22 protein-coding genes are annotated in these 22,751 nt (G+C 64.9%); 10 read left to right on the top strand and 12 right to left on the bottom strand.

Annotated features, from left to right (window positions below; genetic code table 11):
- Window positions 1-34: 34 nt before the first annotated feature.
- A complete protein-coding gene (locus DQ230_RS03565; RefSeq protein ID WP_275263518.1) occupies window positions 35-1,297 on the top strand; it encodes a glycerate kinase type-2 family protein in 1,263 nt (420 codons plus the stop codon).
- 130 nt (window positions 1,298-1,427) lie between these two features.
- Entirely contained in the window at window positions 1,428-1,817 is a 390-nt protein-coding gene (locus DQ230_RS03560; protein WP_113911122.1) for a hypothetical protein, read from the top strand.
- Window positions 1,818-1,827: 10 nt separating this feature from the next.
- On the opposite strand, the gene rsmD is transcribed toward DQ230_RS03560, so the two are convergent.
- Window positions 1,828-2,394 (bottom strand): 16S rRNA (guanine(966)-N(2))-methyltransferase RsmD, encoded by a 567-nt coding sequence (rsmD, locus tag DQ230_RS03555; RefSeq protein WP_113911121.1) that lies wholly within the window; start codon window positions 2,392-2,394, stop codon window positions 1,828-1,830.
- Entirely contained in the window at window positions 2,391-3,599 is a 1,209-nt protein-coding gene (locus tag DQ230_RS03550; RefSeq protein ID WP_113911120.1) for an NAD(P)/FAD-dependent oxidoreductase, read from the bottom strand. Before DQ230_RS03550 ends, rsmD begins: the two co-directional genes overlap by 4 nt.
- Window positions 3,600-3,705: 106 nt before the next feature.
- On the opposite strand from DQ230_RS03550, the gene DQ230_RS03545 reads away from it, so the two are divergent.
- Window positions 3,706-4,194: a peroxiredoxin gene (locus tag DQ230_RS03545; protein WP_113911119.1), complete on the top strand. Its 489-nt coding sequence runs from the start codon at window positions 3,706-3,708 to the stop codon at window positions 4,192-4,194.
- 151 nt (window positions 4,195-4,345) lie between these two features.
- On the opposite strand, the gene DQ230_RS03540 is transcribed toward DQ230_RS03545, so the two are convergent.
- Genes DQ230_RS03540 through DQ230_RS03525 form a run of 4 tightly spaced genes read right to left on the bottom strand, consistent with a single transcriptional unit; the run spans window position 4,346 to window position 7,106 of the window.
- Entirely contained in the window at window positions 4,346-4,642 is a 297-nt protein-coding gene (locus DQ230_RS03540) for a 4a-hydroxytetrahydrobiopterin dehydratase (RefSeq protein WP_113911118.1), read from the bottom strand.
- On the bottom strand, window positions 4,639-5,829 hold the full coding sequence (locus DQ230_RS03535; RefSeq protein WP_113911117.1) for a GNAT family N-acetyltransferase: 1,191 nt from the start codon (window positions 5,827-5,829) through the stop codon (window positions 4,639-4,641). Before DQ230_RS03535 ends, DQ230_RS03540 begins: the two co-directional genes overlap by 4 nt.
- 51 nt (window positions 5,830-5,880) lie before the next feature.
- A complete protein-coding gene (locus DQ230_RS03530; RefSeq protein ID WP_113911116.1) occupies window positions 5,881-6,648 on the bottom strand; it encodes a glycerophosphodiester phosphodiesterase family protein in 768 nt (255 codons plus the stop codon).
- Entirely contained in the window at window positions 6,645-7,106 is a 462-nt protein-coding gene (locus DQ230_RS03525) for a RidA family protein (RefSeq protein ID WP_113911115.1), read from the bottom strand. Before DQ230_RS03525 ends, DQ230_RS03530 begins: the two co-directional genes overlap by 4 nt.
- Window positions 7,107-7,399: 293 nt before the next feature.
- On the opposite strand from DQ230_RS03525, the gene DQ230_RS03520 reads away from it, so the two are divergent.
- Together DQ230_RS03520 and DQ230_RS03515 are read left to right on the top strand one after the other, a co-directional pair.
- Window positions 7,400-8,221: an MlaA family lipoprotein gene (locus DQ230_RS03520; protein ID WP_238987406.1), complete on the top strand. Its 822-nt coding sequence runs from the start codon at window positions 7,400-7,402 to the stop codon at window positions 8,219-8,221.
- Window positions 8,211-8,816 (top strand): MlaC/ttg2D family ABC transporter substrate-binding protein, encoded by a 606-nt coding sequence (locus DQ230_RS03515; protein ID WP_203227987.1) that lies wholly within the window; start codon window positions 8,211-8,213, stop codon window positions 8,814-8,816. Before DQ230_RS03520 ends, DQ230_RS03515 begins: the two co-directional genes overlap by 11 nt.
- 76 nt (window positions 8,817-8,892) lie before the next feature.
- Here the strand turns inward: DQ230_RS03515 and DQ230_RS03510 are convergent, their stop codons facing one another.
- Entirely contained in the window at window positions 8,893-11,091 is a 2,199-nt protein-coding gene (locus tag DQ230_RS03510; protein ID WP_113911113.1) for a transglycosylase domain-containing protein, read from the bottom strand.
- A gap of 185 nt (window positions 11,092-11,276) precedes the next feature.
- On the opposite strand from DQ230_RS03510, the gene mutL reads away from it, so the two are divergent.
- Both mutL and DQ230_RS03500 read left to right on the top strand, forming a co-directional pair.
- Window positions 11,277-13,112, top strand: a complete 1,836-nt coding sequence (gene mutL, locus DQ230_RS03505) for a DNA mismatch repair endonuclease MutL (protein WP_113911112.1) — start codon at window positions 11,277-11,279, stop codon at window positions 13,110-13,112.
- Window positions 13,113-13,188: 76 nt separating this feature from the next.
- Window positions 13,189-14,619: a DNA recombination protein RmuC gene (locus DQ230_RS03500; RefSeq protein WP_113911111.1), complete on the top strand. Its 1,431-nt coding sequence runs from the start codon at window positions 13,189-13,191 to the stop codon at window positions 14,617-14,619.
- 42 nt (window positions 14,620-14,661) lie between these two features.
- Here the strand turns inward: DQ230_RS03500 and DQ230_RS03495 are convergent, their stop codons facing one another.
- From DQ230_RS03495 to ilvD, 4 genes are all read right to left on the bottom strand, one after another.
- Window positions 14,662-15,039: a hypothetical protein gene (locus DQ230_RS03495; RefSeq protein WP_113911110.1), complete on the bottom strand. Its 378-nt coding sequence runs from the start codon at window positions 15,037-15,039 to the stop codon at window positions 14,662-14,664.
- A 15-nt stretch (window positions 15,040-15,054) separates the two neighbouring features.
- A complete protein-coding gene (locus DQ230_RS03490) occupies window positions 15,055-15,825 on the bottom strand; it encodes a DUF6478 family protein (protein ID WP_113911109.1) in 771 nt (256 codons plus the stop codon).
- 146 nt (window positions 15,826-15,971) lie between these two features.
- The gene (locus tag DQ230_RS03485; RefSeq protein WP_113911108.1) at window positions 15,972-16,667 is read right to left on the bottom strand and encodes a hypothetical protein; all 696 of its coding nucleotides are present in this window, start codon (window positions 16,665-16,667) and stop codon (window positions 15,972-15,974) included.
- Window positions 16,668-16,677: 10 nt separating this feature from the next.
- Window positions 16,678-18,435 carry a dihydroxy-acid dehydratase gene (ilvD, locus tag DQ230_RS03480; protein ID WP_113911107.1) on the bottom strand — a complete coding sequence of 586 codons (1,758 nt, stop codon included), beginning with the start codon at window positions 18,433-18,435 and terminating at the stop codon, window positions 16,678-16,680.
- 126 nt (window positions 18,436-18,561) lie between these two features.
- Between ilvD and DQ230_RS03475 the strand changes: the two genes are divergently transcribed.
- The 3 genes from DQ230_RS03475 to DQ230_RS03465 all read left to right on the top strand — a co-directional run bounded on the left by DQ230_RS03475 (window position 18,562) and on the right by DQ230_RS03465 (window position 21,752).
- Window positions 18,562-19,449: a CPBP family intramembrane glutamic endopeptidase gene (locus DQ230_RS03475; protein ID WP_113911106.1), complete on the top strand. Its 888-nt coding sequence runs from the start codon at window positions 18,562-18,564 to the stop codon at window positions 19,447-19,449.
- Window positions 19,450-19,512: 63 nt separating this feature from the next.
- Window positions 19,513-20,481 carry an acetyl-CoA carboxylase, carboxyltransferase subunit beta gene (gene accD / locus DQ230_RS03470; protein WP_113911105.1) on the top strand — a complete coding sequence of 323 codons (969 nt, stop codon included), beginning with the start codon at window positions 19,513-19,515 and terminating at the stop codon, window positions 20,479-20,481.
- Window positions 20,478-21,752, top strand: coding sequence for a bifunctional folylpolyglutamate synthase/dihydrofolate synthase (locus DQ230_RS03465; protein ID WP_113911104.1), 1,275 nt, complete (start codon window positions 20,478-20,480; stop codon window positions 21,750-21,752). Before accD ends, DQ230_RS03465 begins: the two co-directional genes overlap by 4 nt.
- 441 nt (window positions 21,753-22,193) lie before the next feature.
- Here the strand turns inward: DQ230_RS03465 and DQ230_RS03460 are convergent, their stop codons facing one another.
- Window positions 22,194-22,751 (bottom strand): F0F1 ATP synthase subunit B, encoded by a 558-nt coding sequence (locus DQ230_RS03460; RefSeq protein ID WP_113911103.1) that lies wholly within the window; start codon window positions 22,749-22,751, stop codon window positions 22,194-22,196.

Here is a 22,751-nt window from a genome sequence, read left to right as displayed (position 1 = left end):
ACATGCCCACAATGACTAGCGAAAGGCCGATCCCGTGACAGATGACCCAACAACGCTCCTGCGCCGCCTGTTCGACCGCGCGGTCGAGGTGGCGGACCCGATGCAGAGCCTGGCCGCATCCCTGCCGCCTCGCCCCGAGGGGCGCGTTCTGGTCATCGGCGCGGGCAAGGCATCGGCCCGCATGGCCGAAGCGGTAGAGGCGGCATGGGGCCCGTGCGAGGGGCTGGTGATCACGCGCTACGGCTATGCGCGCCCCTGCCAGGGCGTGCGCATCGTCGAGGCGGCCCACCCGGTGCCGGACGCCGCCGGGCAGGCGGCAACGGCGGAAATGCTGGCACTGGTGGCGCAGGCAGGCGAGGGCGATTTCGTGCTGGCGCTGATTTCCGGCGGGGCATCGGCGCTGCTGGTGGCGCCTGCTGGCAACATCACCCTGGCCGAAAAACAGGCGGTCAATCAGGCGCTTTTGTCGTCGGGCGCGCCGATTGGCCAGATGAACATGGTGCGCAAACATCTGAGCCGCGTCAAAGGCGGGCGGCTGGCGGCCGCCGCTCATCCCGCGCAGATGCTGGCGCTGATGATCTCGGACGTGCCGGGCGATGATCCTGCCATGATCGGATCCGGCCCAACCGTGGCCGAGGGCAGCACGCCACAAGACGCCGCGGCGATCCTGACGCGCTATGGCATCGACATCCCGGCCTCTGTCACGGCTGCACTGTCGGGGCCGGGCGATGCCGTTCCGCCCGGCGATCCACGTCTTGCCCATGCGCAAAACGTGATCTACGCCGCACCGTCGCAATCGTTGGCCGCCGCAGCCGATATGGCGCGCGCGGCCGGGCTGGACGTGCGCATCGGCGCCGATGATCTGGAAGGCGAAGCGCGCGAGGTGGCCGCCGATCACGCACAGCAGGCGCTGGATGCGCAGGCCGCCATGGCACCGGGCGATGCGCCCATCCTGCTGCTCTCGGGGGGCGAGCTGACGGTCACGCGGCGGGGGGCCGGGGTTGGCGGGCCGAACGCCGAATACGCATTGGCACTCGCGCTCCACCTGAACGGCGCGCCCGGCATCCACGCCATCGCCTGCGACACCGACGGCGTCGATGGCGCCGCCGAAGTTGCCGGCGCCGTGATCACCCCCGAAACCCTGCAAACAGCCGCGCAGCGCGGCGCCGATCCCGCAGCGGCATTGGCTGAAAACGACGCGCACAGCTTCTTTGCCGCGCTGGGGGCGCAGGTCGTGACGGGGCCGACGCTGACCAACGTCAATGATTTTCGGGCGATCCTGATCGGACCTGCCTGATCGGACCTGCCAGCGTCGGCGCGTGACAGCTCGCTTGAAAATGCCCTCCCCTGCGCTACGTTGCCCAAAGGTAGCGCAAGCCCGCGAATCGCGAGTCCGGCGTTGCCCGTAGCAAAAGGACATCACTGCCATGAGACGTCGCTTTTTCCTGACAGCCACCGCCATCTGCGGTTTTGCCCTGACCGGGTTCACCGCGCCAGCGCTGGCACAGGACGCCCAGATGACCGCCGACGAAATCACGCGCCTTCTGTCAGGCAATACCGCCGAAGGGGTCTGGGACGGAACCACTTACAAATCCTATTTCGCAGATGATGGAACAACCATCTTTGCCCCGGCCAATTCCGACACATTAACCGGAAAATGGCGCGTCAACCCGGACAGCCAGGAATACGAAAGCTTTTTCGATGCAATCGGCTGGACCGGTTACAACATCATGCGCACCGATGGCGGCTTTGCATGGGTGAAGGACGGCAAAGCCTACCCGTTCTACGTTCTCGAAGGTCGCGCGCTGGACTTCTGAACGCCGCCGATCAGCGCGCGGCGCCACCCGTCCAGTCCAACAACGAAATCTGCGTGTCGCCGTACCGGCGCCTGTCGCGCAGGGCGCAATCCGGCCTTGGCGTAATCGCGGCGCTTTCTTCCCACACAATCAGCGCGCCGGGCGCCAGCCAGCCCCCCGCGATCACGGCGTCCAGCGCCGCCTCGCCCAAACCGCGCCCATATGGCGGATCCATGAACACCAGCGTTGCAGGCGCGCCCGATACGGTGCCCAACCGCCGCACGTCACGGCGCGCCACCGTGCTGCGGTCCTGCATTCCGGTCAGCCGGATGTTTTCGTCCAACAGCCCCAAAGCGGTCCGCCCGCTTTCGACAAACTGCGCCGATGCTGCCCCGCGCGACAGCGCCTCAAGGCCCAGCGCGCCGGTGCCGGCAAACAGGTCCAGCACGACAGCATCCTCGATCACGTCCAGCCCGGTCAGAACGCTGAACAGGCTTTCGCGGACCCGGTCCGATGTCGGGCGCAGCTGCGCGCCGGCATCCCCCTTGCCCAGCGCGGCAAGGCGGCGGCCCCGCGCCTCTCCGGCGATGATCCTCATTTCAGCAGCGACTTGAGGTCGGTGCCGGGATCCGCCACAGCACTTGCGGGCGGTGATTTTCCCGCATCGATCAGCCGCTTGCCAACCATGTAGGCACGCGGCTCGTTCATGGCGTCCACCGCCAGCAGACGGTCCCCGGCATAATACCAGAACGACGCGGATCCATCGCTGCTGCCCGGCCGGGTGATGACGCGGTCATAGCCGATATTCAGCCCGGCAATTTGCAACTTGACGTCATACTGATCGGACCAGAACCACGGCTGCGGCACATATGGCTTGCCAGCCCCCATGATGTTGTCTGCCACACATTCCGCCATATCAATGGCGTTCGGCACGCTTTCCAGCCGCAACCGCCCCTCACGATACGGAAACGATGCGCAATCCCCCGCCGCCCAGATCGCCGGATCGCTGCTGCGTCCCTGGGCGTCCACCGCAATGCCATTGTCGATCGTCAGCCCCGCCGCCTCGGCCAGTGCGGTGCCAGGCGCGATGCCAACCCCGACAATCACGAAATCGGCGTCAATCTCGGACCCGTCGCTTAGCCGCGCACCGGTCACGCGGCCCTCACCCAGCAACCGGTCCAGCCCGACACCCTCGCGGATATCGACACCATGCGCGCGATGCAACTTGCGAAAGAAATCCGACGTCTCGGGCGCGGCCACGCGTTGCAGGATACGGTCCGCCATCTCGACCAGCGTCACATCAAGGCCCTTCTTGGCCGCAACCGCCGCAGCCTCCAGCCCGATATAGCCGCCCCCGACGATTAGAACCTTGGCACCGGGGCCAAAGCGCGGCCCCATCGCATCTACATCCTCCAGACCGCGCACCACATGAACACCGTCCAGCGCCCCGCCAATCGCCGCAGGCAAACGGCGCGGCACAGATCCCGTGGTCAATACCAGCGTGTCGTAGGGCAAAACCTCATCCCCCACATGTACATGCCGCGCAGCCGGATCGATACGGTCAACCCGCGCGTTCAACCGCAGATCAATCTGCGCTTCCTCGTAATATCGCGCGGGCCGCAGATACAGCCGCTCCAGCGCCATCTCGCCCAGCAAATACCCCTTGGACAGAGGCGGGCGCTGGTAGGGCGGCACCGCTTCTTCCCCGATCAGGGTGATCGCGCCGTCAAACCCGCCACTGCGCAACCGCGCAACCAGCGATGCGCCGGCCTGCCCCGCACCGATAACGACGATATCCGGCATGTCCTGCTCCTGCCTGCTAGGGGCGCCAGCGTTTTCAGTTGGCCCCGACAGCGCATAACCTATATCGATTGGGCATATCAGTGCAATCAACAGTCAGGATGCCACCATGCCCCTTTCCAAAGGCGACAAACTGCCCAAGGCCACGCTTACCCAACTTGGCACAGACGGTCCCGAACCCGTCGATCTGAACGCCAGGGCGGCGGGCCGCAAGCTGGTGATCTTTGCGGTGCCGGGCGCCTATACCGGCGTTTGCACCACAGCGCATGTGCCCAGCTTCATCCGCACCGCCGATCAGTTCGCCGCCAAGGGCGTGGATGAAATCATCTGCATTTCGGTCAATGACCCCTTCGTCATGGGCGCCTGGGGCGAGGCAACCGGCGCCACCGCCGCCGGCATCACCATGCTCGGCGACGCCGAAAGCACCTTCACCAAGGCGATGGGCATGGACTTCACCGCACCCCCGGCGGGCCTGATCGACCGCTCAAAACGCTATGCGATGATCGTCGACGACGGCACGATCACCCTCTTGCACGAAGAGGAAAACCCTGGCCAGTGCAACGTCTCCGCAGGCGAGGCGCTGCTCGACGCGATCTGACGCGGCCCTGCCATTCTTCTTGCTGAAAATATCCTGGGGTCAGGGGCAAAGCCCCTGTCCGGCCCCACAACCCAGCGGCGGCGCAAATCACATGCGCCGCCGCCCGCCACACAGCCCCCGAAAATTCGCGAATTTTCGTGCCCCGCGCGGATCAGCCCGCCAGATTATCCATCTTGCGGGCCAGCTTTGCGTCCAGCGCGCTCAGACCGTCCACATCATGCGTCGCAAGCGTCACGGACACCTTGTTGTAAACGTTGCTCCATTCCGGATGATGGTTCCATTTCTCGGCCCAGACGCCGACCCGCACCATCCAGCCCAGCGCGTCGGCAAAATCGGCAAACTTGAAGTCCTTAGTGATCGCGTCTCGCCCTTCCACCATGCTCCAGCCGTCTTTCAAAAGCGGGTCGATCATGGTGGTGCGCGCCGTGTCGCTGAGTTTCTCGGTCATTGGTGATCCTCCTTCGGGGGTTTCCTGAACGGCCCATAGGACGTCAGTATCTCGATATCCTGCTCCACGGCGGCGCGTTCCGCGCGCAAATATTGCGCCACCGCTTCGGCAAAGCCCGCGTCGCGGATCCAGTGCAGCGAATGGGTGGCCACCGGCAGGTATCCGCGCGCCAGCTTGTGCTCGCCCTGCGCGCCGGCCTCGACCCGGACCAGGCCATGGGCCAGAGCGTATTCAATCGCCTGATAGTAGCACAGCTCGAAATGCAGGCACGGGTGATCCTCGGTGCAGCCCCAATAGCGGCCATATAATGCCGATGCGCCGATGAAATTCACCGCGCCGGCCACCGGCACACCGCCGCGCATGGCAAAGATCAGCAGGATATCATCGCGCAACGCCTCCTGCGCGGCATCGAAAAACGCCCGTGTCAGATAGGGCGTGCCCCATTTGCGCGCGCCGGTGTCCTGATAAAATTCCCACACCGCGTCCCAATGCGCGGGGGTGATCGCATCACCGGTCAGATGCACGATCTGGCCGCCAAACGCCTGCGCAACGCGCCGCTCCTTGCGAATCGCCTTGCGCTTGCGCGCGCTCAGCGCGGCCAGAAACGCATCGAAATCGCCGTATCCTTCATTCACCCAATGAAACTGCTGGCCGGTGCGCCGCATCAGGCCCATATCGCCGCCGGCCTGCGCCTCTGCTTCGGTGCAAAAGGTGATGTGCAGCGATGACAGCGCATTGCCATCGGCAATCTGAACGGCGCCCTGAACCAATGCGGCGCGGCCGACATCCTCGAATCCGGGGCGCGTCAAAAAACGGCGGCCGGTGACGGGCGTGAAGGGCACTGCCATCTGCAATTTGGGGTAATAGCGCCCGCCGGCCCGCTGATACGCATCGCCCCAGGCGTGATCGAACACATATTCGCCCTGACTGTGCGACTTGGCGTAAAGCGGCGCGCAGGCGATGATCTGCCCGCCCGCCTCGGCCGTCAGGTACTGCGCCTGCCAGCCAGTGCCCGGCCCGACAGATCCGCTGTTCTCCAGCGCCCTGAGGAACCGGTAGGTGGTAAAGGGATCGGTCGGACGACCGCCGCCTGCGGCCTCGGGGCAGGCGCAGGCATCCCAGTCGCGCGCGGCAATCGCGCCAAGATCGCCATGCGCGCGGATGGTTATGTCACTGCCGGTTTCCATGATGCTCTTGCCCTGCTGCCCCGGCTCAACCTGTGCCTTCGGCTGCGCGATTCAAGATGCGGGACCCGGCAGATACCGCTCGAACGTGATATTGTCGGCGACGCGCCGCGCGGCAGCCTCATCCTCGGGGCTGCGGATGGTCCAGCACAGGATCGCCGCGCCCTGCCGGGCCAGATCGGCCACGCGCGGGCGGTCCAGATCATCCCATTCATGGCTGATAAAACAGGCGCCGGTCGCATCAAAATCGGGGATGCCGCGCAAATGGTCGCGCACATCTTGGGGCAATTCCGGGCAGTCGGTGGCGGTATAGGCACAGCTGACGATGCCGCGCGGCACATCCGGCGCGGCCTGTTTCAACGCGATGACCGAGTGCGGATTGAAAGACATCACCGCAACCGGCCCGTCATATCCGGCCAGATCGCGCGCAACCGCACGTTCCAGCACGCCGTCCACGGCGCCCATCTGGCCGTGCTGGTCCTTGACCTCGACCAAGAGCGGCACGCGCCCGGCGACAAGCGCCAGCACCTCGGCCAGGGTCGGAATCCCCTCGCCGGAGCCGATCAGCGGGATGCCCGCCAGACCGGCGGCACTGTGCGCGCGGACCGGCCCCGTGGCATCGGTCAGCCGGTCCAGATCATCGTCATGGAACACCATGGCGACCCCGTCCGAAGACACCTGCACGTCGATTTCAATGCCATACCCCGCGTCAATCGCCGCGCTGATCGCCGCGCACGAGTTTTCGGGGCGCCCCGCCTTGAGATCGTGCAGCGCACGATGCGCCAGCGGGACGCGCAGAAAGGCCGGATCGAGGGCCATCATGAGATCTGGAAAATGCCTTCAATCTCGACCGCAACGCCCAGTGGCAGCGACGCGGCGGACACGGCTGCGCGCGCATGTTTACCCGCATCGCCCAGCGCCTCGGCCAGAAAATCGGACGCGCCGTTGATGACTTGGGGCTGCTGGGTGAAGTCGGGCGTCGAATTGACGAACCCGCCCAGCTTGACCACGCGCACCAGCCGGTCCAGATCACCGCCGCACGCCGCCTTGACCTGGGCCAGCAGCGAAATCGCGCAGGCGCGCGCCGCGGCGGCCCCGGCGGCCACATCCACGTCATCGCCCAGCTTGCCGGTCAGCAGGCCCGATGCATCCTGCGAGATTTGCCCGGACACATAGACGATATCGCCCACCTGGATATACGGCACGTAATTGGCCGCAGGCGCCGGCGCGTCCGGCAGGGTGACACCCATTTCGGACAGTTTCGTCTCAAACTTACCCATCTGACTTGCTCCTTGATGTTGGTCGCTACGCGGCGGACGCTACCGCGCTGTGCGGCGGATGAAAACGGCAAAAACAGGGGATAGGCCGCGCCGCGCGCGATATGCCAAGCTTGCGCGCAGAACGGTAAAACGTTAATTCGCAGTCTGGGGGATGACGATTGCCGCGCGCGCGTGCGCGGTGCTGCACGAGCGTCCTTCGCCACAATCGCCGTATCATCCGGGTCCGGCATGTTTTTTCAGTAAATCGCACCGCGGCGATGGTGGCGGTTCCGCATTAGGCCAAAGGTGATACATTGACAGGATTCCCAGACTTTTCCGCGTCTTGGACCCCACGGGTTGTTCTATTCACCATGGCGCTGGCGCTGCTGGGGGCCTGCGGGGCGCCCGACCCGGCGGTGACGCGCGGCGCACCCTATGACCCCTACGAGCAATCGAATCGTCTGAACCACGAACGCAACAAGCGTATCGACCGGGCCGTTCTGCGTCCCGTCGCGGCAGGCTACAGCGCGTTTGTGCCCGACGATGTCGAAACGGTGATCAGCAATTTTTCCACCAACCTGTCGTTGCCGGGCGCGATGGTGAACAACATTTTGCAGGGCAATGGCGTTGGCCTGACATCGGATTTCTACCGCTTTCTGGTCAATTCGACGCTGGGGCTGGGCGGTTTGATTGATGTTGCGACGGATCTGAACATGCCCGCCAAATCGGACGCCGATTTTGGCCAGACGCTGTATGTCTGGGGCGTGCATGAGGGGCCGTATGTCGAATTGCCGCTGCTTGGCCCGTCAACCAGCCGTGCCGCGGCGGGGCGTGTGGTGGATCTGTTCACCAACCCGCTGGGTTACGCGATCGAGGATCCCGAAGCTTACTACGCGCTTGGTGCGCGGGGCGCGCGCGCGCTCAGCGGGCGGGGCCGTTACAGCGAATCCATCGATTCCGTGCTGTATGACAGTGCCGACAGTTACGCGGCGACCCGGTCGCTTTATCTGCAAAATCGCCGCTACAAGGTGGGAAGTTCCGGCAGCGGCGCCTATCTGGACCCCTATGACACCACTGGCGGCACACCTGCCGCCGCCCCCGTCAGCGCAGAGTTCGAGGATCCCTATGACCAATAATCTGACCCGCCGCAGCATGATCGCCGCCAGCCTTGGCGCCGCCTGCATCGGCGCGCTGCCACGCAGCGCGCTTGCCCTGACCGAAGCCGGCGCGCGCAGCCTCGTCGATGGCCTGGTTAGCGAGATTAACCGCGTGATCGCCAGTGGCGGATCGCTCGGCTCGATGGTGGGCAGCTTCGAGGCGATCTTTCGCCGCTATGCCGATGTGGACCTGATCGCGCGCAGCACCTTGGGCGCGGATGCCAACCGCGCCAGCCCCGCGCAGATGCGCGCCTATACCGAAGCGTTCCGCGGCTATATCGCCCGCAAATACGGCAAACGGTTCAAGGAGTTTATCGGCGGCCAGATCACCGTTCAGGGCGTCAGCTCCGTGAAATCCTGGTACGAGGTGAAGGGGCTGGTCAACCTGCGCGGCGAGGCGCCTTTTGACGTGCGGTTTCTGGTATCGGACCGGTCCGGGCGGGATCTGTTTTTCGATATGGTGATCGAAGGGATCAGCCTGCGCCTGAGCGAGCGAACAGAAATCGGCTCGATGCTGGACCGCCGGCAGGGCAATATTGACGCGCTGATTGCGGATCTGCGTCAGGCGGGCTGAACCGGCCCATATCCAAAGTGAAACGCGCGGCACCTAACAAGGGCCGCGCGTTTTGCGTTCCGGGTACGGGCCGAGATTATCCGCCCAAGAGCTGGCGCAGGATGTTGGCAATCGGCCCTTCGCGGTTTTGCTGCTGCTGCGGAACCTGCTGGCGGCCCTGATTGCCCTGCCATTCCTGCTGTGGCTGGGGCTGCTGGGGCTGTTCGGCCACTTGCGGCTGTGCAGGCTGCACGCGGGGCGCATCCATCGGCAGCGGGGTGGCTGGCATCCCCTCCTGCACGCGCACCATCACCTCGCGCCAGATTTCGGCGGGCAGGCCGCCGCCCGTCACGCCGGTCAGCGGCGTGTTGTCGTCATACCCCATCCAGACGCCCGCCACATAATCGGCGGTAAAGCCCAGGAACCACGCATCGCGCGCCGCCTGCGTCGTGCCGGTCTTGCCCGCCGCCTCGCGGCCCGGCAATTTGGCGCGCGATCCGGTGCCGCCGTCGATCACCCGGCTCATCATCCATGTCAGCTCGCGCGCGGCATCCTCGCGGATGACCCGCTCGCCAATGCCGCCGCCGGCGCCCATCACAGGCTCGTCCGAACCCAGCAGCTTCAGCTCGACCAGACCGTAGGGCGTGACGGACGATCCACCGTTCAGGATACCGGCAAAGGCGCCGGTCATTTCCAGCAGCGTGCTTTCGGAGGCGCCCAGCGCCAGCGCGGGGCCGGCGGCCAGATCGCTTTGAATACCGAAATCGCTGGCCACCTTGCGCACCAGATCCAGCCCGACGCTTTCGGCAACCTTGACAGCCGGGATGTTGTAGGAATGTTGCAGCGCGTCGGCCAGCGTCACCCGGCCATGAAACCGGTTGCTATAGTTGCTGGGGCACCAGTTGCCGGAACCGGCAATGTTGATGCAGTAAGGCTCGTCCACCACGGTATCCATGCTGGAATATCCCAGCTCCAGCGCGGTGGCGTAAACGAACGGCTTGAAGCTGCTGCCGGTCTGCCGGTTGGCCTGCGTCGCGCGGTTGAACGCGCCCGACACCTTGGTCTGGCGCCCGCCGATCATCGCGCGCACGGCGCCGTCGGCGGACATGACCACCACCGCCGCCTGCGCCTTGGACCCGTCGCGCAGCTTTTCCTCGAAAACTGCCGTCAGCCCCGCCTCGGCGGCGCGCTGAATGCGCTGGTCCAGCGTGGTGCGGATGATCACATCCTCGGTGGTGTCGCGGGTAAAAAACTCCGGCCCCGACGACATCACCCAATCGGCGAAATAGCCGCCGGCCTGCCGCTCGGCCGCCTGCGACAGCTCGGCCGGGTTGGCCAGCGCCAATGCCGCCTCGGATTCGGACAAGAAGCCCTGATTGCGCATCAGGCCAACAACGACAGACGCGCGGTTCTGGCTGCGCTCAATGTTGCTGGTCGGTGCCAGCGTCGATGGCGCGGTCAGCAGACCGGCCAGCATCGCGCCCTCGGCGGGGTTAAGTTGCGCCGCGTGTTTTCCAAAGTACCGCTGCGCGGCCGCCTCGGCGCCGTACGCGCCGCCGCCCATATAGGCGCGGTTCAGGTAGATCGACAGGATTTCTTCCTTGGTGTATTTGACCTCCATCGCCATCGCATAGATCGCCTCCTTGGCCTTGCGGCCCAGCGACCCGCGGCGGCAATCGGCGACATATTCCGCCTCGCTCTTCCAGTCGGCCTCGACATATTCGTTGCCAAGGCAAAGCAGCTTGGCCGTCTGCTGCGTCAGGGTCGATCCGCCATGGCCCGAAAGTGGCCCGCGCCCCTCGCTCAGGTTGATGCGGATCGCGCTGGCGATGCCGATGGGGTCAATGCCGGGATGTTTGTAGAACCGGCGATCCTCGGTTGCGATCACGGCGTTACGCAGATGCTTGGACACCGCCTGGGCGTTGACCGCACCGCCGAACTGATCCCCGCGCCAGGCGAACACATCGCTGTCGCGATCCAGCAGCGTCACGGACCCGCGCGCACGCCCGTCCAGGAGCGCCGATGCCTCGGGCAGGGTGTTGTAATAATACCCGACCGCGCCGCCCAGCAGCAACAGCGCCACAACGGTCAGCCGCCAGCCGACCCCCCAGATGATGCGCCAGATCCAGTGCAGCAGACCAAAAATCGCCCGCGTCACGACGTTTCCGCCGCGTCGCGGCGCCGCGCGCTTTCGCGATTTGCGGGTGCTGCGCGGCTTGGCCGGCGGCTTGGGTTTTGACTTTGGTTTGCGCTTTTCGGCCACCAAAGGTGGCTTGCGACGTCCTGAATTGCTCATCTATGCCCTGCCCGGCCGGTTTTCGGGGTTTTGCCCACGTGTTTCGGGCAATCCTACCCGTCTTTACCGCGAAAGTAGAGGCCGCACAGCCCCGGATACATATTTTTGATGAGGCCCGGCAGATGCGCGCCGCCACGTGGCAATCGGGTGGCCGAATCAAATACCGCCATGCTAGGTCTTGTGGCATGATGCAGCACGCCCCCCATATCGGCCAGTCCGGCCCGGTCATCCGCCAGCTGAACGATGCCGCGATCAACCGTATCGCCGCCGGCGAGGTGGTCGAGCGGCCCGCCTCGGCGGTCAAGGAACTGGTGGAGAATGCCATTGACGCCGGCGCCCGGCGGATCTGCGTCGATATCGCCGATGGCGGCAAGACATTGATCCGCGTCACCGATGACGGCTGCGGCATGGCGCCGGGTGACCTGCCGCTGGCGCTGGCCCGCCACGCCACCTCCAAGATCGACGGCAGCGATCTGCTGAACATCCACAGCTTTGGCTTTCGCGGCGAGGCGCTGGCATCACTGGGCGCCGTGGGCCGCCTGTCCGTGACGTCCCGCGCCGCCGGGCATGAGGGCGCCGAGATTGCGGTGACCGGCGGCAAGGTGGGCGCCGTGCGTCCCGCTGCCTTGAACGGCGGCACCATCATCACCCTGCGCGATCTGTTTCACGCCACGCCCGCGCGGCTGAAATTCATGCGCACCGACCGGGCCGAGGCGCAGGCAATCGGCGATGTGATCAAACGCCTTGCAATGGCCGAGCCCTCCATCAGCTTTACCCTGCGCGATGTGTCCGGCGGCGGCGAAGGGCGGCAGACCTTTCGCGCGGATGCCGAAACCGGCGATCTTTTTGATGCGTTGCATGCACGACTGGCCCGCGTCATTGGCCGCGATTTCGCCGATAATTCCATGCGCATCGACGCCGAGCGGGATGGGTTTCACATGACCGGCTGCGCCGGCCTGCCGACCTATTCGCGCGGCGCGGCTGTGGCGCAGTACCTGTTCGTCAACGGGCGCCCGGTGCGCGACCGGATGCTGATCGGCGCCCTGCGCGCGGGCTATATGGATGTGCTCAGCCGCGATCGCCATCCGGTGGCGGCGCTGTTCATCGACTGCACGCCGCAGCTGGTCGACGTCAACGTGCATCCCGCCAAATCCGAGGTGCGTTTCCGCGATCCCGGCACGGTGCGCGGGCTGATCGTCTCGGGCCTGCGTCACGCGCTGGCCGAGGCAGGCCACCGCGCCTCCTCGACCGTTGCGGCGGGCACGCTGGGCGCCTTCACGCCCGAACCCGCCGGCGCGCGCGTCTATCAGATGGACCGTCCGTCAGCGCAAGCCCGCGCCGCAAGCTATGCCGCCCAGGCGCCGGGTTTCGCCGATATGACCGGCACCTACAGCGCCCGCGCCGAACCTGCGCCGGATGATGCGCCCGCCCCAGCGGCAGACACCCCGCTGGGCGCCGCACGCGCGCAGGTGCATGAAAACTACATCATCGCCCAGACCGCCGAAGGCATCGTCATCGTCGATCAACACGCCGCGCATGAGCGGCTGGTCTACGAGCGTCTGAAGCGCCAGATGGAGGGGCATGGCATCGCCGCGCAGGCGCTGCTGATCCCCGAAATCGTCGATTTGAGCGATGCCGACTGCGCCACGCTCACTGATGCCGCCGCCGATCTGGCCGCCCTTGGCCTGAGCATCGAGCCGTTCGGCGGCGGCGCCATCGCCGTGCGCGAGACGCCCGCGATCCTTGGCAATGTGGATGCGCGCGCCCTGCTGCTGGATGTGCTGGACGAGCTGACAGATCAGGGCGGCAGCGATACCCTGCGCGCGCGCATTGACGCGATCCTCAGCCGCATGTCGTGCCATGGCTCCATCCGGTCAGGCCGGCGGATGCAGGCGGATGAGATGAACGCGCTCCTGCGCGAAATGGAGGCAACGCCGCTATCGGGCCAATGCAATCACGGCCGCCCCACCTATGTCGCGCTGAAACTCAGCGATATCGAGCGGCTGTTCGGGCGCACATGACGCCGTTTCGCCGGTTGCAGTGCGGCAGGGTTTGCCCCCAGTTGGCGCAACCGTTCCCCCGGCAAGGATGCGCGCCATGCAGCACTATCTGGATCTGACCCTGCCCCAGTGGCAAGCCGCCGCCATCGGCGCCGCGGCGCTTGCGCTGGTGTGTGTCATCGCGGCGCTGGTCGCCGCCCGCCGCGCCCGCGCGCACCTGTCGGAGGCAAACCACCTCCACCGGCAACTTGCCGCGCTTGAGCCGGTCGCCGCCCGCGTGCCGGTGCTGGAGGATCAGATCGACGCCCTGCGCGCCGATCTGATCGACGAACAAGTGCAGACCGCATCGCTGGCCCAGCGGCTGGAGAGCCTTCAGGAAACCCACCAGCAGCGGCTGGCCGATCTGGCCGAAATGCGCAAACAGATGGAGGACCGGTTTCAATCGCTCGCCTCGGGCGCGCTGTCGGCCAATTCCGAGAAATTCCTGTCGCTGGTCTCGGAACGCTTCAAGACGCATAAACAATCGGCGGATGAGGATCTGAACCGCCGCCATGCCGCGATCAGCGATCTGGTCAAACCGCTGGACGAGCGGCTGGGGAAATTCGACGAGCGCATGGGCCAGATCGAAAAGGCCCGCAACGAGGCGTATGGCATGATCCGGCAGCAAGTGCTGTCGCTGACCGAAGGCCAGGCCAGCCTGGGGCAGGAAACCCGGCGCCTGGTGCAGGCCCTGCGCGCGCCCAAAACGCGCGGACGCTGGGGGGAAATGCAACTGCGGCAAGTGTTCGAGATGGCCGGCATGTCCGAGCGTGTCGATTTCGACCTTGAGCATAGCTTTGACACCGATCAGGGCCAGCGCCGCCCGGATGCGATCGTGCATATTCCCGGCGGCAAAAGCATCGTCATCGACGCAAAAACGCCGCTCTCGGCCTATCTGGACGCGCTGGAAGCGGAAACACCCGACGCGCAGAGCCAGTTCATCAAGCAACACGCGATGCAGGTGCGCAAGCATGTCAATGACCTGTCGTCGAAATCCTATCAGGATAATCTGACCACGACCCCCGATTTCGTGGTCATGTTCATCCCAGGCGAAACCTTCGTTTCAGCCGCCGCCGAGGCCGATCCGGGGCTGATCGAATACGCCTTCGAGCGCAAGGTGCTGATCGCCACGCCGACCACCCTGATGGCGCTGGTCAAGGCGATTGCCTATGGCTGGCAGCAGGATAAAATGGCCGAAAACGCCGTCGAGGTTCAAAAAACGGCCAAGGAAATCTATGACCGCCTGCGCGTCTTTGCCGAACATCTGGGCAAGGTGGGGCGGTCGCTGGGCGCATCGGTCGATCACTACAACAGGGCGCTGGGATCGCTGGAAGGGCGCGTTTTGCCCTCGGCCCGCAAGTTCGAGCAGCTTGGAGTGGTGTCGCCGTCCGCAGACAAGATTGAAAAGACGGACCCCATCGAATATGAGCCGCGCAGACTGACCGCGCATGAATTCGACCAAACGGCCCAGGTACAGGATGACGCCTGAGGCCGGGCCCAGATTTTTCGCGAAAAATCTTGCGCGCGCCGCTTAGGTGGTTTCCAGACAGTGCCGACGAAAGGCGCGTTTCAGCATGTCCAGCTCTTCGCGCAGCAGCGCCATTTCGGCCCGGATATCATAGGCCAGAACATCGCCTGACATCAGGGCGAAACTGTTCAGGGTGGTGCCTTCGCGCCGGTCGCGGATCAAAAAGGTCTGAACGCCATCTGCAATGGCTTCGGCCGGGATTTGCACACGCAACGTCCAGACCCCGCCATTTGCGGTTTCGGTCAGCTCCACCCCCTCAACAGGCCGCTCCAGATGAGTGACCTCGATATCGGGTTGCATCTGCCCCTCGCCGGTATAGGTCAGCTGCCCTTCCCACACCCCTTCGAACAGGCGGGTCTTGGTCAATCTGAAGCTGCTCATGCGGGGCGTCCTATCTCAGAATTCTGCGCGGGGGCGGCGGCTGAGCGTCAGATCGCGCAAGGTAACCTGGCTCATCTCGGGGTTCTCGAAAATCAGGTCAAGCCAGACACGCTCAATCCGTTTTTCATTCAGATTGCTGTAGGCCAGATCGAATTCGGCAATGATTTCCTGCTCGTTCAGCGGCAGTTCCCGCACGATTTGTTCCGTATTCGGGCCATGTTTGATATTGATCCGGGCAAATATCTCCAACGGTTTTTCCATCTCGACAATGGTTGTCACGCGCAGCAGGTGGCGCTTTTTCAACCCGTCGACGGCGTCTTTGGGCAGGTCCAGCACCACCGACAGGAACGATCCATCAAAGGCAAAGACATCCATGCGCAGCCCGTAAGGCGCCAGATCCGCCTCGCGCGTGTTGCGCACCTGTCGCAATGTGAGCTCGGACCTTGCGCAATCGTGAAACAATGTCAGCTCGTCGCCCAGCTTGGATTTGCTGGGGGCCGAGGAGAGGCCCGGATGGGCCAGCGGCAGGGTCCAAAGCGCCGGGCGCCACGCCCAATCCGTGCCATGCGGTTTGGGAAAGGCGTTTGAGCCGATCATCGGCAGCGCCAGCCGGTTTTCTGCCACGGCGACCATTTCCTGTAGCGGATGCAGCAGGTTACGCGCCATGGCACGCTCGCGCCTCAGCTCGGCCAGAGGCATATCCGGGGCGCGGCGCGCGGCGCGCGACCAGCGCCGCAGCCCCAGCCGGTGCACGATCCCATCCCCCCAAGCGCTGCGCAGCGACATATATTCGAATCCCAGCTTACCGTGTCGGCTCTAACCTGCCCCAGCGAAGCTTATATATTATTAAGCCCGATTGAGAAACAATTCCGGCGGCGGCGTGCCGCACCCGCACCGGCTGCAACGGCGGCGCGGGGCGCGCGCGGCGTCGATCAGTCCTGTGGCACAGACGGCAGGGCTGCACGTTCAGGTTCCGCCAGGCGGTCTGTCGGCGCGGGCGCAACATCTTTGGTCGAAACGCTACCGGCGGGGGCCAGCCGGGGGCTGGCGCTGCGTATGGCCTGCGCCGTTTCCATCAGAAGCGTCCGGCCCTGGTCGCCCGCCACGTTTGCGCCCGTATCACCGTAAAGGGCAAGGCCGATCAGATGCCCATTGACCAGCATCGCGCCGCGCCAGTGGCGGGGATCACCCGCCGGCAACAGGCTATCGCCGCCGCGTTCGACCTGTATCAGGGCAATCTCCCCGGCGTCGATCTGTTGGCCGACGCCCACATCGACCCATGGCGCAGCCAGCCGCGCGGCCGTTGGCGCCTGCGCATCTGCGTCATATGGCAGGACGGATGCGGTGATGACCGCGGCAGGCACATACCCGCCCGGCGCCGCGCTCAGGTGGCCGCAACTGGCCATCAGGGCAAAGCCGCTGGCCGTTTTACGCTGCACGCTTTTGGGGTCGATGCAGTATCCCTGCGGCCCGGCCACCACCACCTTGCCGCGATAGAACGTGGCACTGCGCTGTGCCTCGGCTGGCTTCGCGCCAGAGCCGGCACCGCCCTCGCCGCCAAGGCAGGCGGCAAGGGGCAAAAGCAGCACAGCCGCCAGCGCGCTGCGCAAGGATAACGGGCGGCCCATCCGGCGCGCCTCAGATATCCATATAGATATGGCGCTCGGCCTCGGCGCCCGGATGGGTGACCGCGCCCTTGTAAGTGGCACCGACCAGCTGGGCGAATTTCCAGATCGCGCCGGAGGCATACATCGTCTCGCGCGGGCCGGGCCATGCCTCCTTGCGCTGGGCCAGTTCGTCATCGCTCAGATCGACGCTCAGTTCGCCCTTGATCGCGTCGATGGTGATCATGTCGCCATCCTTCAGCAGCGCAATCGGCCCCCCATAGGCGGATTCGGGGCCGACATGCCCCACGCAGAAGCCGCGCGTCGCGCCGGAAAAACGCCCGTCGGTGATCAGCGCCACCTTCTTGCCCATGCCCTGCCCCGAGAGGGCGGCGGTGGTTGACAGCATCTCGCGCATGCCCGGCCCGCCTGCGGGGCCCTCGTTACGGATGACGATCACGTCGCCCTCGGAATAGCCGCGGTTTTGCACGGACTCGAACGCATGCTCTTCGCTTTCGAACACGCGGGCCGGGCCGGTAAAGACCTGATTTTCGGGCGCGATGCCGGCGACCTTCACAATGGCGCCTTCGGGGGCCAGATTGCCCTTGAGGCCGACGACGCCGCCGGTTTTGGTGATCGGCGTCTCGATGGAGTAGATGACCTTGCCGTCGGCCTCGCGGTCGATCAGGTCCAGCTCCTCGCCGATGGAGCGGCCGGAGGCGGTGATGCAATCCTCGTGAATGAGGCCGGCCTTGCGCAGCTCCTTCATCACGACGGGGATGCCGCCGACGTCATACAGATCCTTGGCCACATGGCTGCCGCCCGGTTTCAGATCGACGAAATAGGGCGTGTCGCGGAAGATGTCGCAGACATCCTCAAGGAAGAAATCAATCCCGGCCTCATGGGCAATCGCGGGCAGGTGCAGGCCCGCATTGGTCGACCCGCCCGTGCAGGCAACGACGCGCGCGGCGTTTTGCAGCGATTTCAGCGTCACCACATCGCGGGCGCGGATATTCTTCTCCAGAAGGGTCATCACGGCGCGGCCCGACGCCTCGCCGTACTGGTCGCGGCTCTCATAAGGGGCGGGCATGCCCGAGCTGTTCATCAGCGCAAGCCCGATCGCCTCGGATACGCAGGCCATGGTGTTGGCGGTGAATTGGCCGCCGCAGGCGCCGGCGCTGGGGCAGGCCACACGCTCCAGCATATCAAGGGCCGCATCCGACATGGTGCCGTTCTGGTGGCGGCCGACCGCCTCGAACATGTCCTGCACGGTCAGGTCGCGGGTGCGGAAATCCTCGGGGATCTCCTCGATCTGCGGGGCGCGGCCCGGCAGGATCGACCCGCCGTAGATAAAGACCGACGGCGTATTGAGCCGCACCATCGCCATCATCATGCCCGGCAGCGATTTATCGCAGCCCGCAAGGCCGACCAGCGCGTCATAGGCATGGCCGCGCATCGTCAGCTCGACCGTGTCGGCAATCGCCTCGCGGCTGGCGAGGGACGACCGCATTCCCTCATGGCCCATTGCGATGCCGTCGGTCACGGTGATGGTGGTGAATTCGCGCGGCGTGCCGGAGGCTGCCTTGACCCCCATCTTGACCGCCTGAGCCTGACGCGACAGCGCGATGTTGCACGGCGCGGCCTCGTTCCAGCAGGTGGCGACGCCGACCAGCGGCTGATGGATCTCTTCCTCGCTCAGGCCCATCGCGTACATATAGGACCGGTGCGGCGCCTTTGACGGGCCTTCGGTGACGTAGCGGCTGGGCAATTTGGATTTATCGAACTTGGTCATGATGTCCTCGCGAGGGAGTGGGCTGAAATTATGCTGCCTTCGGAATACCCAAGCCGCGCGCAGGGCGCAAGCGGGGCGCGCCGTAGCTGATTGCGCAGGCAGGCGCGCGCAGGTAGCGTGCGGCGTATGCGCTACCCTGCCCATCAACGGCTGATCGCCCCTGCCCTGCCCTCTGCCGCGCCTTGGCGGCTGCTGGCGGGGTGCGTGTTGATGGTTGTGATATTCCTGATCCTGTCGGGCCTGTATGGCTGGCTGTTCAGCAGGTTCCTGCCCGCCTCTGCATGGGGCGCCGATGGCGACGGAATCACGGCGGCGACCACGCCGCTGGGCGCCTTGGTCAATCTGTTCGTCTTTGCGCTGATGATCATTGCGGTGGCGCTTGTGCTGCCGATTTTGCACCGGCGCGAGCTGCCGGGTGTGTTCGGCCCTGCCGCGCTGGCGTGGGGGCAGGCGCGGCGCACGATACTGCATATTTTCGGCGTCTATGCGGTGGTGTCGCTGCTGCCGATGCCGGATGCGTTTGAAATCGCGCCGAACCTGGCCGGCCGCACCTGGCTGATGTTCCTGCCGATGACCCTCTTGGGCCTGATCATTCAGGTCAGCGCCGAGGAAATCGTGTTTCGCGGCTATCTGCAAAGCCAGCTTGCCGCGCGGTTCGCGCATCCGGCGGTGTGGATGGTGCTGCCCTCGGTGCTGTTCGGGCTGCTGCATTACCAGCCCGGCGTGATGGGCGATGCGGCATGGGTCATCGTGATCTGGGCGATCCTGTTTGGCCTTGCCACTGCCGACCTGACCGCGCGCAGCGGCACGCTTGGCCCGGCGATTGCGCTGCACCTGATCAACAATTTCAGCGCCATCGCGCTGGTTGCGCCGCAGGGGAATTTCGACGGTCTGGCGCTATATACCTACCCATTCGGGCCGGAAGATACCGCGATGCTGATGCAATGGCTTCCGGTGGATCTGCTGGTGCTGCTGTGTTCATGGCTGGCCGCACGGCTGGCGCTGCGCGTCTGATTGCAATTCCCGCCTGCAGCGCTTATTTCAGGGCCAATTCGCAACGTCCCATAGGCAGATCACATGAACTGGATCACCAACTACATGCGTCCGCGCATCAACTCGATCTTTTCGCGCCGCGAGATGCCCGAGAACCTGTGGACCAAATGCGACGAATGCGGCACCATGCTGTTTCACCGCGAACTCAGCCAGAACCTGAATGTCTGCACCTCCTGCGGCCATCACATGAACATCACACCCCGCGCGCGGTTTCAGACATTGTTTGACGGCGGCGTTTTCTCGGATGTGCCGGTTGCACTGCCGAAAACCGATCCGCTGCATTTCCGCGATCAGAAGAAATACCCCGACCGCCTGAAGGCCGCGCAAAAGGCCACCGGAGAAAAAGAGGCGATGCTGGTCGCCACCGGCGAAATCGGGCGCACGCCGATCGTGGCCGCGGCGCAGGATTTTACCTTCATGGCCGGGTCCATGGGCATGTATGTGGGCAACGCGATCATCGCCGCCGCTGAAACGGCTGTGCGGCTGAAACGCCCGCTGATCCTGTTCTCCGCCGCCGGCGGCGCGCGTATGCAGGAGGGGATTCTCAGCCTGATGCAGATGCCGCGCACCACCGTGGCGATCCAGATGCTGAAGGAGGCCGGCCTGCCCTATATCGTGGTGTTGACCCATCCCACCACGGGCGGCGTCACAGCCTCCTACGCGATGCTGGGCGACGTGCAGATCGCCGAGCCGAACGCGCTGATCTGCTTTGCCGGGCCGCGGGTGATCGAACAGACCATTCGTGAAAAGCTGCCCGAAGGGTTCCAGCGCGCCGAATATCTGCTGGATCACGGGATGCTGGACCGCGTCACCCCCCGCCCCAAGATGCGGGACGAACTGATTACAATCACCCGGATGCTGCTGGGTTTGTCGCCTGCCATTGCCGGGGATCTGCCGCCGCCCACGATGACGGAAAACGAACCCGAAGCGCCCAAGGCCGCGCCGGCCAAACCGGACGCGCAGGCCCCAGCCAAACCGCAGGCCAAGGCATGAGCGCCGCAGGCTCGGACGTTATCCTTGACCGGATGATGGCGCTGCATCCCAAGATCATTGACCTGACGCTGGACCGCGTCTGGCGCCTGCTGGAGGCGCTGGGCAATCCGCAAGACGCGCTGCCGCCGGTCATCCACATCGCCGGCACCAATGGCAAGGGCAGCACGCAGGCCATGCTGCGCGCGGGGCTTGAGGCGGCGGGCAATCGCGTGCATGCCTATACCTCGCCGCATCTGGCGCGGTTTCACGAACGCATCCGTCTGGCGGGCGATCTGATATCGGAGGATGCGCTGACAGAGGTGCTGGATGAATGCTACCGCGCCAATGGCGCGGACAACATCACCTATTTTGAGATTACGACCTGCGCCGCCTTGCTGGCCATGTCGCGTACGCCAGCCGATTACACCCTGCTTGAGGTCGGGCTGGGCGGGCGGCTGGATGCGACCAACGTGATCGCGCAGCCCGCGCTGACCATCATCACGCCGATCAGCATCGACCACGAACAGTTCCTTGGCGATACGCTGGCCAAAATCGCGTTTGAAAAGGCTGGCATCATCAAGCGCGGCGTGCCGGTTGTCGTTGGCCCGCAACCATCCGAAGCGATGGAGGTGATCGAAGACGTCGCCGCCCGCCACGGCGCGCCGGTTCTGGCGCATGGTCAGCACTGGCATGTCGCAACAGAGGCCGGCCGCATGACCTATCAGGACGAAAGCGGCCTGCTGGATCTGCCCCTGCCCAATCTGCCCGGCGCACACCAGATTGAAAATGCGGGCGCGGCGCTGGCCGCGCTGCGCCACCTGACCATGGGGGATGTCGCCAGCGAGGCTGCGGTCAGCCGGGCCGTCTGGCCTGCCCGTATGCAGCGGCTGGACAGCGGCGCCCTGGCCGCCGCCGCACCCGAGGCCGAGCTGTGGCTGGATGGCGGGCATAATGCCTCTGCCGGGCTGGCGCTGGGGCGGCATCTGGCCAGCCTGCCAAAGCGGCCTACCTATTTGATCTGCGGGATGCTGAACACCAAGGATATCGGCGGCTATCTGCGCCCACTCGCGGCGCAGGCCGATCACCTGATCGCCGTGTCGATCCCCGGCGAGCCGAACACCCTGCCCGCCGAGGTCACGGCCGAGGCGGCCCGCGCCGCCGGGCTGAAAGCCGAGTGTGCGCCGGACGTCAGGACGGCCATCGCGCAGATCACTGCCGAGGCCCCGCAGGCGCGCATCCTGATTTGTGGATCGCTCTACCTTGCCGGACATATCCTGCGCGAAAACACGTAATGCGCGAAAAAAAATCAAGACCGCAACCGCCCGTTTCGATTCGGTTTTTTCCGGCAAACCATCGCCGAGACCGCAGATGCGCAAACTTTCCGCGCCCAGGGTTCTTGACCGATTCCCTGCGATTCCTCTATATCTTGCGGCGGCGATTACAAAAATTCGCAAATATTCAGATTCCGCGCCCTCAGGCAGCGGGCACTCCGAATGCGCGCAAAGTCGGCTCCATGCGGCAGCGGCGGATAAGGCATTGAACGACGGACGACAGGCAGACGAAGACGAAACAATCGATGCAGACGTGATTGAGGGGCCGGTTCAACGGCCCCCTTTCACTTTCGGAACTACGCGTTTCAGCCGATAGCCACATCACCAAGTGTAATCAAGAGCGAAAAGGCCCGGTGGAGTGAACCACCGGGCCGTTTGTAATCTCGCGCTCGCTGCGGCGTGTCAGTGCAGCTTGGCGGCGACTGTTTCGATGCCGCTGTCGATCAGTTTGTTCGCCTCGGCGGCTGTCATCTGCTTGGCGATGACCTCACGCGCCGCTGCAATGGCGATGCTGATCGCCTGATCGCGCACTTCGCGGACAGCCTCCGCTTCGGCGGATGCAATGCGGTCTTCGGCGGATTGAAGGCGGCGCGCGATGGACTTTTTCAGGTCTTCGCGTGCCTGTTCGGCCACTGCCGTTGCCTCGGTCTTGGCCTGGGCAACGATGCGGTCGGCCTGTGCCTGCACATCCTTTTGCTTGCGCTCGTAGCTGGCCAGCAGGGCCTGCGCCTCTTCGCGCAGGGCGCGGGCCTCGTCCAGCTCGGATTTGATACCCTCGGCACGCTTGTCCAGCATCTCGCCGATCTTGCCCGGCACCTTCATGTAGATCAGGAAACCGACAAACAGAATGAAGGCGAGCGTGACCACGAAGTTCGTGTTCGACAGCGAAAAGAACGGGCCGCTTGCGGCCAGCGCGGGGCTGGCGACGAGGGCTGCGATCAAGGTTGCAATCATGCGCAT

Source organism: Roseovarius dicentrarchi (assembly GCF_003316635.1).
In the GTDB taxonomy this organism is placed as follows: Bacteria; Pseudomonadota; Alphaproteobacteria; order Rhodobacterales; family Rhodobacteraceae; genus Roseovarius; species Roseovarius dicentrarchi.
The sequence above is the reverse complement of the archived record's forward strand: the minus strand, read 5'-3'. Positions and strand labels throughout refer to the sequence as shown.